This is a genomic window from Deinococcus aerius, from assembly GCF_002897375.1.
GTDB classification, from domain to species: Bacteria; Deinococcota; Deinococci; order Deinococcales; family Deinococcaceae; genus Deinococcus; species Deinococcus aerius.
This window is the reverse complement of sequence record NZ_BFAG01000002.1, coordinates 14,736-27,526: the sequence shown is the minus strand read 5'-3', so window position 1 is coordinate 27,526 and position 12,791 is coordinate 14,736. Positions and strand designations below refer to the sequence as shown.

Below are 12,791 nucleotides of genomic sequence, written 5' to 3'. Positions count from 1 at the left end.
GCTGCTGACAGCCCGTGCTCCACACCGGCCGGCCGGCAACTTGAGGTCGCCGCCGTGTGCGTCGAGGTCACGCACGCTCTCTTTCACCTGGCCTCGACGAGCGAGGCCACCGCGGGCGACGTGACGTTCAAGGCGCGCCGGGTGCTGCGCGCGTACCTGTCCGTGGGGTGAGCACCGAGCCCGACCTCCACGGCCAAACAGGCGGCCCTTCGGGGGAAAGGGCCGCCCGTAAGTGGAAGTCCGCGCCTCAGGCCACCACGCTTTGGGGCGCGAGCACTTCGGCGAGGCGCACGAGCAGTTCCTCGGCCCGCTCGTAGCCGGGCCGCAGGTACACGGTGCCGAAGGTGCTCCAGTCCTGCACCGCCGCGACCTCCTGCCCGCCGTCTTCGAGCTTGAGGTGCGGGTACACGCCGTACTCCACGAAGCAGCCGAACTCGCGCGCCACCTCCTCGAGCGCGAGGGTGTTCTCCTCGTCCCAGGTCACCCGGTACGGCAGGGCGAAGGCGGGCTTGCCGCAGGAACCGCCGGTGCCCAGCAGGGGGAACCCGGCGACGCTCGGCGACTCGGCGCGCACCTTCACGCGCTCAAGGAAGGCGGCGCGGTCGCGGGCGAGCCCCGGGCTGGGAAGTTTCTGGGCGGCGATCCAGGGGCCGATGGAGAGTTTGGTCATGGGGTGGTCCTTTCCTGCCCGCTGGGGGCGTCTTGAGGGTTGAGGGTGTCGACGAGGTCGCGCAGCAGCTCGGCGGCATGATCGTACTCGGCGCGCAGGTACACCACCCCGAAGGGGGTCCAGTCCTGGATGGCCGCGAGTTCCTTCCCGGTGGCGGTGTGCCGCAGGTGGGCGAGGTGGCCGTACGTAACGTGGCTGCGGTAGCGCCGGGCGAGGGCTTCGAGGGCCCGGGTGTTCTCGTCCGTCCAGGTCAGCAGGTAGGGCAGGGCGAAGGCGGGCTTGCCACAGGAACTGCCGACGCCCAGGAGCGGGAGGCCCTGCTCGCCCGGGTAGGCGGCGCGCCTCCGCGAGCGTTCGAGGAACCCCGCGCGGCAGAGGTCCGGTCCGGCGTTCGTCCGGAGGTCGCGGATCAGGTCAGCCACGTTCAGCTTCGCCATGGAACGGCACTCCTTTCAAGGCGGAGGGGGCCGCACCCGCGGGTGCGGCTCCGGGAGGTCAGGCGCGCGCCGGGGTGGCGGTACCTGCACGGGTGGGAACGGGATCGGGACGGACGGGAGGCCGGAAGCTGCGCAGGCGCAGGGCGTTGCTGAGCACGAAGACGCTGGAAAAGCCCATCGCCGCCGCCGCCAACACCGGGCTGAGGAGCCAGCCGAAGGCCGGGTACAGGACGCCCGCCGCGACCGGGATCAGCACGATGTTGTACGCGAAAGCCCAGAACAGGTTGAGCTTGATGTTCCGTAGGGTGGCGCGGCTGAGGGCGTAGGCGTTCGGGACCCCGCGCAGGTCCCCACTCATCAGGATCACGTCGGCGGTCTCGACGGCCACGTCGGTGCCCGTGCCGATGGCGAGCCCCACGTCCGCTTGGGCGAGCGCGGGTGCGTCATTGATGCCGTCCCCGACAAAGGCCACCTTCTGGCCCTTCCCTTGCAGTTCCTTCACAGCGTCGCTCTTCCCGCCCGGCAGCACTTCGGCCAGGACCTCGTCGATGCCGAGCTGACGGGCGATGGCGTTCGCGGTGCGGGCGTTGTCGCCGGTAATCATGGCGACCCTCAGGCCCTGGCGGTGAAGGGCCTTCACGGCCTCCGGGCTGCCCTCCTTGATGGGGTCGGCCACCGCGATGACCGCCGCGAGCTGACCATCGATGGCCGCGTACAAGGGGCTCTTACCCTCGTCCCCGAGTCGCTCGGCCTGAGCTGCAAAGTTGTCCACGCTCAGGCCCAGCCGCTGCATGTAACGGTCGGCACCCACCTGCACCAGGCGGCCTTCCACGCGCGCTTCCAACCCATACCCGGGCACCGCCTCGAAGCCCTCCAGGGGAAGGATGGCCATGCCCTCTCTTTTCGCCGCATCCACGATGGCGCGGGCGATGGGGTGTTCGCTCTGCTCCTCGGCCGCCGCGACCAGCTTCAGCACTTCCGTCCGGTCGAATCCAGGGGCCGTCACCAGGTCCGTCAGGTCCGGCTTGCCCTTGGTCAGGGTGCCGGTCTTGTCCACCGCCACCACGTTCGCGCCCTGCAAGCCTTCGAGTGCCGCGCCGTTGCGGAAGAGGACGCCCAGCTCAGCCGCCTTGCCCGTGCCGACCATGATGCTCGTCGGCGTCGCCAGGCCCATCGCGCAGGGGCAGGCGATGATCAGCACCGCGACCGTCGTGACCAGGGCGAACGAGAGGGCGGTGCTCCCGCCCACCACCATCCAGATCAGGAAGGTCAGGGCGGCGATGCCGATGACGATCGGGACGAACACCGAGACGACCCGGTCCGCGAGGCCCTGGATCGGGGGCTTGCTGCCCTGGGCGCTCTCCACCAGCTTGATGATCTGCGCGAGCGCCGTGTCCGCCCCGATTTTGGTCGCCCTGAACTGAAAGGCGCCGTTCTGGTTGATGGTGCCGCCGACGACCGCCGCGCCCGCCTGCTTGGCGACGGGAATCGGTTCGCCGGTGATCATGCTCTCGTCCACGAAGGAGTTGCCCAGGGTGACCTCACCGTCCACCGGCACCTTCTCGCCGGGGCGAACGGAGATCAGGTCGCCGATCAGCACCTCGTCCGTGGGCAGTTCGAGTTCCTGGCCGCCCCGAACCACCCGCGCCGTCTTCGCCTGAAGACTCAGCAGCTTCTTCATCGCCTCACTGCTTCTCCCCTTGGCGATGGCCTCGAAATACTTGCCCAGCAGGATCAGGGTGATCACGACGGCGGCGGCCTCGTAGTACACGTGCGCGGTGCCTTCGGGAAAGACCTGCGGCGCGAGCGTGACGACCAGCGAGTAGAAGAACGCGGCCGAGGTGCCGATCATGACCAGGGAATTCATGTCCGGCGACCTGTTCCGCAGAGCTTTCCAGCCCAGGCGGTAGAAGCGCATCCCGGGGCCGAACTGCACAGGCACGGCGAGGGCCAGCATGACCCAGTTCAGGGTGGTCATGACCCCGTGCCCGAAGGTGCTCATCAGCCAGTCGTTCACGGCGGGCACGAGCATCGGGACCATCGCCAGGAGGGCGAGGGGAAGGGCGAAGACGGCGCTGAACGTCACCGCGCGGCGCAACCCATGAATCTCTTGCTCGCGCGCTTCACGTTCAAGGTCGGTCCGGTCCCGACCGGCCTGAGCCTCCAGCACCTCGTACCCGGCGCCCTTCACCGCCGCCTTGAGTTGCCCCGCGCTCACGCTCGACGGCAGATACCGCACGGTGGCCCGCTCGGTGGCGAGGTTGACGCTGGCGTCCAGCACCCCGTCCACCTTCTTCAGGGCCCGCTCCACCCGGCTCACGCAACTCGCGCAGGTCATCCCCTGCACGCCCAGCTCGATTTCGCCCACGACCGGCTCGTAGCCCACGTCCTTGACCCGGGCGATCAAGGCCTGCGGCCCCGTCTGCTCCGGGTCGTAGGTGACGGTGGCCCGCTCGGTGGCGAGGTTCACGCTGGCACGCTGCACCCCCTCGACCTTGCCCAGCCCCCGCTCGACCCGCCCCACGCAACTGGCGCAGGTCATCCCCTGCACACCCAGCTCGATGGTTTTGCTCATGCCTTCCTCCTATCCCCCCTAGGGGGGTACACGAAGAGCATACGACGACAGGGAGGATTCGACAAGGGCTGTGAGAGGTACAGTCCGCCGCCTGCGTCACCCAGTCCGGCGCTCCTCCTTGACACCCCCCCCGGTAGGGTATAGGATGCGGGCATGACGACCCAACTGACCGTGACCGGTATGAGCTGCGGGCACTGCGAGAAGGCCGTGACGAACGCCCTTAAGGGCGTCCCCGGCGTGCAGGACGTCCGCGTCGATCTCCAGGGCGGGACGGCCACCGTGCAGGGCGAGGCCGACCCCCAGGCCCTGATCGCGGCGGTGGCCGAAGAGGGCTACGGCGCCCAGGTGCGCGGCTAACGTGACCACCGCGAGCACCGACCCCGCCACCTGCCACCCGGGCAGTCCGTCCCCGGGCCACCTGTGCATGCCTGAGGACGCGCGCAAACGCGCCGCCCGGCGGCTCAAGATTGCCCGGGGCCACCTCGACAGCATCGTCGCCATGCTGGAAAAGGAGGATGCGTACTGCGTGGACGTGCTGCGGCAGATCAAGGCCGTGCAGGGCGCCCTGTCCGGGGCGGGCGAGGTCGTGCTGCGCGGCCACCTCGAAGCGCACGTCGCCACCGCCTCCACGCGGGGTGACAGTGTCGAAATCGTCGAAGAACTGATGGAAGCCCTCAAGTACACCTGAGACTTCACCCAAGCGGCGGGCCACCTCCAAGTGGCCCGCCGCTCGTGTGCCGGGTTCTGGGCGAGCTTCCCTTGCGCCGCAGAGGCGCGCTCAGGCTCCCCGCCCCGCCGGCGCCCATGTCCGGCCCCCGTCCAGCGAGCGGTACACCGCGCCGCCCGCCCCGACCGCGTACAGCCTCGCCTCGTCCCGCGGGTCGGCGGCCACCAGCCGCGCCGCCTCCCGGAAGCCCAAGCGTGTCCAGGTCGCCCCCTGGTCCCCGGAGCGCCAGAGGCCAGCGGTCCCCGCCAGGTACACGTGCCCGCTGACCGGGTGAACAGTCAGGCCGGATGGGGCGGCGGGGGGCGCGTTCCCAATCCGTTGCCAGGTGGCCCCATCGTCCGAGGCGATCAGGCCCTCGCCCGGGACGAGGGCGTACAGCCGCGGCGGCGAGCCGGGTCCCGCGGCCAGCGCCGTGGCATACGCGGTGTCCGGCGACATCACCTCCCAGTTGCGGCCTTCGCGGGTCCGGTACAGGCCGAGCCCGGCGATATTCGCGTACCACACGTTGGGCGCGTCGGGCGCGACGGCGAAGCCCTGAAGGTCCCGGCTCGCCAGGTTCCCGAAGGTCGCCGGTTGCCAGGTGGCCCCGCCGTCCCGGCTGGTCTTCAGCACGCCATGCCCGGCCAGGATCAGGACTGGGGACCGGGGAGAGGAGGCGAGCGACAGAGCGTCCCCGGCACCGTCGGGACGGCCCCAGGTGCGGCCGCCGTCGGTGCTGACCGAGACCCCGGCGTGCTGGCCGTACAGCAGCCGTCCGCCCGGAAGGACCTGCAGGGCGTGAAAATCACCGCCCAGGCGGCCTGCCTCGTCCGTTCCCTGTCGCCACGCCCGCCAGCCCACGGCCCCCGTCACCAGGGTCACGCCCAGGAGGGTACCGGCCAGCAGGCGGCGCAGGGACGGTCGTGTCCTTTGTGTCGTCATGCCCGCTTCTCTCCCGTGGACGTCCACCGCAGGCGGCACGTCACTCCCACTGTACGACGCGCCGCCCGTCACCGGGGTTCCCTTCAGGGCTGGGGAGCCATCACGTACGCCATGCCGCCCGCGTGGCTAAGCCACAACCGCTCGAAGACGGCGCGCGGGTAGGTGCGCTTCACCCCCGCGTCGCTCCTCGCCGCCGGGTCGTTCACCACCGGGTTGCCCCGCGCGTCGAAGCCGGTCAGCACCATCAGGTGCCCGTTCGACCAGGACAGCGGCGCTCCCGGCAGCTCGCCCGATTTGAAGCGCACACTCACCGCGAGCGGCAGCCCCTGCCCCAGGTACGCCTCGGCGTCACGCAGGCTGCCCAGGCGCGTTACAAAGGCCTGCAGGCCCTGGGTTGCGGCATACGCGGTGTTGAAGGGCCAGTTCCCGAAGCCGTCGTAGCGGGTGTCGAAGGTGGCCTTAGCGGCGTCCGGCACCCGCACGGGGCGGTTCCAGAAGCCCAGGATCATGGAGACGCTGGTGGGGCTGCACCAGACCTCCCCCCCGCCCGGGTAGATCATCTGGGAGAGCCCGGGGACCGCCAGAACCCTGTTCCAGGCGTTCGCCTGCCCGCCCCGGCCCTGGTCCCGCAGGCGCAGGGCGTTGTCGGACGTGTTGAACGACAGCAGGCGCACCTGAAGCCCCGCCCCTGGCGTCACGCGATACTGAAAGGCCGTGGCCCGGTAGGGGAGGGTCAGGGTGTCGGTGTTCACCGTGCCGTCCGCCGTGCGGGTCACGGGCAGGCTGGCCCGGGGTCCCGCCGCGCGCCAGGTCCCGAACCCGAAGTACGGCGTCCAGCGGCCGTCGCGCCGCCGCACGCGCACCTCCAGCGTCAGCGGACTCTCTCCCGGCCCCGTCACGTTCCAACTGGGGACGAGTTCGTTGAATGGCGCCACCTCCACCACGCCGCCCTCGAGCTGGCCGCCGCGGGGCTGGGGCAGCGCCTCCCAGGTGGCCTTCACGCTGGTCCGGGCCTGCGCGGCCTGGATCAGCGGGGACGGGGTGCCGAAGCTGGTCTGCTGCGCGTAGGGGGCGGCGCCCGCCACCGGGGCGAGCAGCAGGGCGGGCCAGAGGAGGCGTGCAAAGGTCACCCGGATACGGTACGGACCTTGTGTTGCCTTTGTGTTAAGGCGGATTCGGGGCTGCTGGAAGGGCCGCTCCTCCACCACGGCCGGGCGGCGCCCAGCTTCGGCGAACTCGGCCTCCCGCACGCCCGGCCCCTTCTCACGCCGGGGCCGGGCGTCCTCCAGGGGGAGCGTCGGGCGGACCTCCTGACGGCAGCGCGGCAGCGCGTCACACGAAGGGGCACCGGCCCACGAGCGGCCGGTGCCCCCTGGGACCTCTTCTTACTGGTGGGTGCGCAGCCAGTCCTTGAAGTCGTGCATCTCGTCGGCCTGCGCCATCATGATGCGCTGGGCGATGCTCAGCACGTGGTCGGTCTGACCGTTTTGCAGGGCGATATTGGCCATCTCGTTGGCTGAGCCGTGGTGGGGCGTCATCATCTCCAGGAACGCATGGTCGGGGCTTTGCGACCGGGACATCATCTGGGTCATCATCTGCCCCATGGCGGACATGGCCTGACGCATCCGGTTCTGCCGGGCGGTGTCCACGCCCCCCAGGCGCTGCAACTCGGCCTGCATCTCGGCGATCTCCTTCTGCTGATCGTCGATGATGCTCTGCGCCCAGGCGCGCACCAGGGGATCACGCAACCTCGGCAGCGCGGCGCGGCTCATCTCGATGGCGCTCTGGTGGTGCGGAATCATCATGGAGAAAAAGGCCCGGTCGAAGGCCGTGCCGGATAAGCGGCGCAGGTCGTCCATCATGGGCTGCATCCGGGCGCGCATGTCCGACTGCATCTGGATGATCATGGTGGTGGACATGCTGGCCGCCGTACCCCCCTGGCTGCCGCCCGCCTGGGCGGCGCTCACGGGCAGGGCCATCAGGGCCAGGGTCAGGATCAGCCCCTTCATGCGCTCATGCTCCCCAGGAGCTGCTGGCAGGCCTGCTCACAGCGGCGGCACGACTCGGCACACACCGCGCAGTGCTGCATGTTCATGTCGCGGGCGTGCATCTCGCACTCCTGCCCGCACGCCTGGCAGGCCGCGAGGCAGGCCTGAAGTTGGGCCCGCAGGACGTTCTGGTCGGGCTGGGTGAGCCGCGAGAGCACCCGCCCGGTGGCGCCGCACACGTCCGCGCAGTCGAGGTTCAGGCGGATGCAGTGGACGAGGTGCATCAGGTGGCCCTGCTCGCCCAGGCAGGCATCGGCACAGGAGGTACAGATGTTCTCGCACTCGAAACAGGCGTCGATGCACGCGGCCAGCGCTCCCTGGTCGAACACGCTGGCGGGGTTGGGGTGCGTTTGCAGCATCCGGGCAGTGTTCTGCGGCATGGGGACTCTCCTTGTCCTGAACATGAGGGCGGACCGACATGGGTGGCGCGGCGCTGTGAAGAACTCGTCGCCCTGTCAGCCTAAGCAGCGGTGTGTTCAAATCGTGTAAAGGCCATGCAAGCCTCAAGACCATGTGAAAGAAGGGCCAGCCGAGGGTGAAGCGGACAGCCGCCCCGTCCTGGCCGAGCACGCCTTCACACCTCCCCCCGTTCGGGGAACCGGCCCATCTCCCCGCAAACCAGACCCTCTCTCTCATGTCCGCCCGGCCAGCGGAAACCCGTGTGCTACACCATCCCCATGCAGACGCTCGACACGCTGATCCGGCATTGGCGCGACGATCCCGGGGCCACCTACCGCACCTGGTTCCTGTGGGAGGAACGCCTCAAGAACTTCCGCTCCATCCGCCGGGGTCTACAAACGGTGGTGAAGGAGATCGAGGCGGGGAGCTTCGGCACCCAGTACCGGGGCTCTTCGCTGGAGACGGTGGTACATTCCATCGCCGAGCAGCGCCAGATCTTCAAGGGTGCCGACCATGCCTTCCTGTGGAAGCCCAAGCTGCGCATCCCCGACATCTACGAGAGCCCCGACAACCAGAAGGCCTTCGGGCGCTTCCTCGACACCTGCGCCTGCTGCACCGGCAGTGACGACCTGATCCGCGCCATCCGCGATCTCGACCGCCGGGCCATCAAGGGCCTGGGCCCGGCGGCCGCCAATCTGCTGTACTTCCTGCACCCCACCTATATGCCGCCCTTCAACACCGCCATCGTGAACGGCTACAACGCCCTGACCGGGGCGAAGGTGAAGCTCGGAAAGTGGGAGGAGTACCTGGCGCTGCGGGAGGGGATGCTGCGGCTGAACGGGACGCACCGGGGCCTGCTGTCCAACGACCTGGGCGCCGTGGCGGGGCTGCTCTTCGACCTGGGCAGCGGGCGATACACGCCCCCGCCCCGTGAGGATGACGGGGCGGCGCTGAGTGCCTGGCAGGCGGACCTGGCGAAGGTGCGGGAAGAGTCGGCGAGCGCCAGCAAGGCGCTGGCCGCGGCCCGGGAGGGGGACCGGACCCACACCGAGGTGCAGGGCTGGCTGCGCGACCTGGGCCGGGCGCTGGGCTTCGACGTGTGGATCGCCGCGAACGACCGCTCCCGCCCTTACGCGGGGGGCAAGCTGGGCGACGGGTGCCTCGACACCCTTCCGCCCGGGATCGCGGGCACACCCGGGGCGGACGCGGTGCGGTTGATCGACGTGGTGTGGTTCGAGCGGGGGACGCTGGCCCCGGCGGCGGCCTTTGAGGTGGAGCACACGACCTCGATCTACTCGGGGATCGTGCGAATGCTCGACCTGGCCCTGGGCGCCCCCGAGCGGGCGGTCCAGGGCCTCTACCTGGTGGCCCCCGACGGCCGGGAGGCGGACGTGCGCGACCAGTTGCGCCGCCCCGCCTTCCAAGCGGTGTCCCACCTGAACATGCGCTACCTGCCCTACAGCGAGCTGGAGCGGCACCGCGAGGCGATGGCCCGCTTCGGACAGGGGTTGCGTGCTGTGGAGGCCATCGCCCGGGCGCTGTAAGCACAGACCGAGAACCCGTGGGTTCAGTCGGCACCCTTGAGGGTGCGGTGGGCGGGCTTCGAAACCGTCGAGAACCCACACTGGTGCCCCACGCACCGAAGGCTCAATCACTCGTGATCACGCTGAACGTGATGCCGTAGGTTTCCTGCAAGTACAGCTCGGTGACAGCGAGCAGATTCAACTGAGCATCGGAGATCCTGCGCTTGGAAACACCAGGTTGCACGACCGAAACGTGGAACTCGGGCCTGAGGTACCGTGCCCTGCGTCCCAGCGCACGCAGGGTCGCCGCATCCCCGAGATCGAACCGCGTCGTGCCGTGACGCGCCTGCCGTTCCCCCTCCCTCTTGACCAGGTGCTGGAAAAGTCCCTCGACGTCCGCGCGCCAGTGCACGCTTTTCTGTGCCTGGCCGCACACCTCATACAGGTCGCCGACCCGGGCACCGGGCTGGTCCTCGCCCGAGTACTTGCAGTGGTAGAGCCGGACGACCAGCCGGTCGTCGTACAGCTTGATCGCCACGATATCCGCCGCCTCCCAGGTGTCGTCATCATCGAACACGATGTCGAAGTCCTGCCCGAGCAGCCACTGGATGACCCGGTACTGCACGGTCGCCGGGTCGCGGTGGGGGCCCTGCGACTCCGCGCGGATGTTCGTGCCCGTCCAGTCCCAGGCCTCCACCCGCTCCGTCGAAAAGGGCGCCGTCACGGGGGCCGGGTGGGCGATCAGGCGGCCCCACATCACGGTCCGGTCATGAAAGTACGTGGTCGGCGGATACCGGACGAGCCACTCGGACAGCGGAACACGGGTGTTCTTCTCCGCCTTGCCGGTGGTGACCAGCACCTCCACGCCGTTCACCGGCCGGTAGCCCACGTCGTCGCCGAATACGACCTCGTACTCCACGGAGTGCTCCTCGGTGAAGACCCTGAAGCGGAGCGGCCCATCCTCCTGGAAGGTCGTCACGGCCAGGCCCGTCTCGTACAGGTGTGAAACCGTTCCTTCCAGCTCGAACATGATCGCCTGCTCCGGCCTCGCCAGGATGTCCTCGGACCACTCCACCGCGAGCGGCACCGCCCGGGGACGCCCCTCGACCGTCCGCCACTTGATGGCGCGCTCCAGGAGACCGCTCACGTCGATGGAATCGTCGATCAACTTCGCGCCCAGCGAGTGGCACCAGCGCATCCAGTCGTACACGGTCGGGGCAATCTGGTAGGACCAGAGCCGCCCCCTGGCAGAGCAGCCAGCGCTCGACCGTTCGGCCCGCTCATACCCGAACCCGAAGATGTTGGACTTCGTGCGGTCCTGGGTGGAGGCCTCGGCGAGGCCGGAAACGATGTCCGAGCCCATGAACATGGTGAAGCGCACCGCCCCGCGGATCGTGCTGCTCAGGCCGAGGTTCGTGAGCGTCAGGCGCTGGATGCCGTGCAGGCAGCGGAAGGTCGTCTCACCCTCTACCCGTTCCGCCGTGCCGCCGGTGACCGCCCTGGCAAGCTTGTCGGGCATCTCGTCGAGGTCCGAACTGTGGACGTACAGCAGGTGCCGCCCGGCGTCCCAGTGCAGGATGGACACGTCCCAGGTCACGTTCTGCAGGGTATGAAAGTCACCCCACCCCACCGGAGTCTGGTCCCGGGTGACGAACACGGCGACGTGCTCCCGGTGGCTGACAGTGGGCGGGGCGTAGAGCAGGTCCTCGGAGACCACGTCCGTGATGTGGTCGGGGTCCCACATCGGGCAGGTGGTCCGGTAGACCACGGCACTCATCTTGGGCGAGATGTTCTGGATGGGAAGGGCCCGTTCGGTCTTCTGGAACGTGTCCAGGAAGTCCATCAACTGTTCCTGGCGTCCGGACGCCTCGGCACTCAGGACCCGCAACAGGACGTTCCAGTCGGGGTCCTCGGCGTACAGGTCACGGAGTTCCGCCTGCACCTCGGCCAGACTCACGTTGGCGATCAGCGTCGCGTTCCCCAGCGTCCGGCTCGCGCGGGTGAACCGCCCGGTGAACTGCAGGGTGATCGTCAGGCTCTTGTGGATGTCGTGCATCGCCGCGATCTTCAGGTTCGGCAGGTCGAAGCCCTCCCCGAACATATTCACGCAGACGACCACCCGCGCCTCGCGCCGGGCGAGGGCCTCCAGGGCCGCGCGCTTTTCCGGCGCGGGCATGGCGTGGTACACGAGGACCGCCCCGTACGGCTTCCCGCGGCAGGCCTCCGCATACCGGGCATGGAGGTCCTCGGCCCGCCGCACGTTGTCGGCGCGGGCCATCACCAGGTGGTCGAAACCAGCGGGCCGATCCTCGCCGGGGGCCAGATCGGCGTCGAGGGTGTCCAGCGCCCTCGTGATGATCAGCCCGTCCGCCTGATCCCGGTCCAGAGCCGAGACCGGCCGAAAGAGGATGGGTTTGAAGTACTCCTCCTCGTGCGCCTTGAGGAGCGGGTAATTGAAGATCACCCTGCCTGGAATGGGCTCACGGCCGCTGCGGAACGGCGTGGCGGTGAACTGGAGGATCTTCCTGTCCAGAAACAGCTCCCGCGTCTGCTTCCAGGTTTTCGCCCCGATGTGGTGGGCCTCGTCGATGAACAGATGCGAGCACAAGGCGACGATGCGGGCCTTGGCGTCATCACCGCACAGGCGCAGCACGTCCATCGTGGTCACCACGACGTTGCAGGGCCCGAAGACATCGTCGGCCTGCTGGGCGTTTTGAAGGGCGTGGTCGAGTCGGCACACGACGGGAAGCTGGCATGTGGGGTCCAGCGCACCGACTTTCTTGAGCAGCCCGAGGGTCAGGAACTTCTCGCTGATCTGTGTTCGGAGCGCGTCGTTCGGAACGACGACCAGCAGCCGCTCAAGGCGCTGCTGCACCAGCAGGGCCAGCATCGTCTCCGTCTTGCCGGTCCCTGTCGGCATGACGACCGTCGCCGGCTCGTTCGTCATCTTCCAGTGCGCGAGCGCCGCGTGGAGTGCGCCGATCTGTGGCGAGCGCAGCCCCTCCTGAAGGCGCCCGTCCTCCAGGACCGTCTCCTCCGCGAAGCGGAAACGGTCACGCCAGGAGGCCAGCGCACGTTCGCGTGCGTCCTCGGGAAGCGGCATGTGGCGGGAGAACTTCGGCTGTACCCAGCGCGCCCTGAGGTGCTCGATGTCCGCCCGAGAAGTGGGAAGGGCACCTCCCTCCGTCCAGAGGACGGCGTCCACGTCGTCCGGGGGCTTCACGGGCCCGGGCACGACCAGGATGGAGGGCGCTCCGGGAGCCTCGACGAGCGTTCCCGTCGTTCGGCCGCGCCGGTACGGCCGGGACGTGCCGTCGAGCAGGACCATCTCCGGCGAGGCGAGCTGCTCAAGGACGTTCTTGTGAAGGGTGACACGACCGGCGTGCTGTCTTGGTAGGACGAAGGTCTCCAGGGCTGCCAAAGGTTCCTCCCGCTGGCCGCAGGGTAACAGTGCCGGCGCAAAGATCCGTCCTACTTTGCCCACGTCTTGG

At 69.1% G+C, this 12,791-nt stretch carries 11 protein-coding genes; 3 read left to right on the top strand and 8 right to left on the bottom strand.

The features are described 5' to 3' along the window. Positions 1–247 precede the first annotated feature (247 nt). Genes DAERI_RS02960 through DAERI_RS02950 form a run of 3 tightly spaced genes read right to left on the bottom strand, consistent with a single transcriptional unit; the run spans position 248 to position 3,682 of the window. On the bottom strand, positions 248–670 hold the full coding sequence (locus DAERI_RS02960) for a hypothetical protein (RefSeq protein WP_103128002.1): 423 nt from the start codon (positions 668–670) through the stop codon (positions 248–250). Beyond that, the gene (locus DAERI_RS02955) at positions 667–1,107 is read right to left on the bottom strand and encodes a hypothetical protein (protein ID WP_103128001.1); all 441 of its coding nucleotides are present in this window, start codon (positions 1,105–1,107) and stop codon (positions 667–669) included. Before DAERI_RS02955 ends, DAERI_RS02960 begins: the two co-directional genes overlap by 4 nt. Positions 1,108–1,165: 58 nt before the next feature. Beyond that, a complete protein-coding gene (locus tag DAERI_RS02950; RefSeq protein WP_103128000.1) occupies positions 1,166–3,682 on the bottom strand; it encodes a heavy metal translocating P-type ATPase in 2,517 nt (838 codons plus the stop codon). Positions 3,683–3,835: 153 nt separating this feature from the next. Here DAERI_RS02950 and DAERI_RS02945 point away from each other — a divergent pair, with 153 nt between their 5' ends. Both DAERI_RS02945 and DAERI_RS02940 read left to right on the top strand, forming a co-directional pair. Continuing rightward, positions 3,836–4,039, top strand: coding sequence for a CopZ family metallochaperone (locus DAERI_RS02945; RefSeq protein ID WP_102124940.1), 204 nt, complete (start codon positions 3,836–3,838; stop codon positions 4,037–4,039). Positions 4,040–4,106: 67 nt separating this feature from the next. After that, a complete protein-coding gene (locus DAERI_RS02940; protein ID WP_103128288.1) occupies positions 4,107–4,370 on the top strand; it encodes a metal-sensitive transcriptional regulator in 264 nt (87 codons plus the stop codon). 90 nt (positions 4,371–4,460) lie between these two features. Here DAERI_RS02940 and DAERI_RS02935 read toward each other — a convergent pair whose 3' ends face one another. The 4 genes from DAERI_RS02935 to DAERI_RS02920 form a co-directional block, all read right to left on the bottom strand. Continuing rightward, positions 4,461–5,330, bottom strand: a complete 870-nt coding sequence (locus tag DAERI_RS02935) for a WD40/YVTN/BNR-like repeat-containing protein (RefSeq protein WP_103127999.1) — start codon at positions 5,328–5,330, stop codon at positions 4,461–4,463. Between the two features lie 83 nt (positions 5,331–5,413). Then, a complete protein-coding gene (locus tag DAERI_RS02930; RefSeq protein ID WP_103127998.1) occupies positions 5,414–6,460 on the bottom strand; it encodes a C39 family peptidase in 1,047 nt (348 codons plus the stop codon). A gap of 255 nt (positions 6,461–6,715) precedes the next feature. Further along, positions 6,716–7,339 carry a DUF305 domain-containing protein gene (locus tag DAERI_RS02925; protein WP_103127997.1) on the bottom strand — a complete coding sequence of 208 codons (624 nt, stop codon included), beginning with the start codon at positions 7,337–7,339 and terminating at the stop codon, positions 6,716–6,718. Next, entirely contained in the window at positions 7,336–7,758 is a 423-nt protein-coding gene (locus tag DAERI_RS02920; RefSeq protein ID WP_103127996.1) for a four-helix bundle copper-binding protein, read from the bottom strand. The genes DAERI_RS02925 and DAERI_RS02920 overlap by 4 nt, the downstream gene beginning before the upstream one ends. Positions 7,759–8,055: 297 nt before the next feature. Here DAERI_RS02920 and DAERI_RS02915 point away from each other — a divergent pair, with 297 nt between their 5' ends. Continuing rightward, positions 8,056–9,321 (top strand): type II restriction enzyme NmeDI-related protein, encoded by a 1,266-nt coding sequence (locus DAERI_RS02915; RefSeq protein ID WP_103128287.1) that lies wholly within the window; start codon positions 8,056–8,058, stop codon positions 9,319–9,321. Between the two features lie 103 nt (positions 9,322–9,424). Here DAERI_RS02915 and DAERI_RS02910 read toward each other — a convergent pair whose 3' ends face one another. Continuing rightward, positions 9,425–12,721 (bottom strand): DEAD/DEAH box helicase, encoded by a 3,297-nt coding sequence (locus tag DAERI_RS02910; RefSeq protein WP_133161947.1) that lies wholly within the window; start codon positions 12,719–12,721, stop codon positions 9,425–9,427. Between the last annotated feature and the right edge of the window lie 70 nt (positions 12,722–12,791).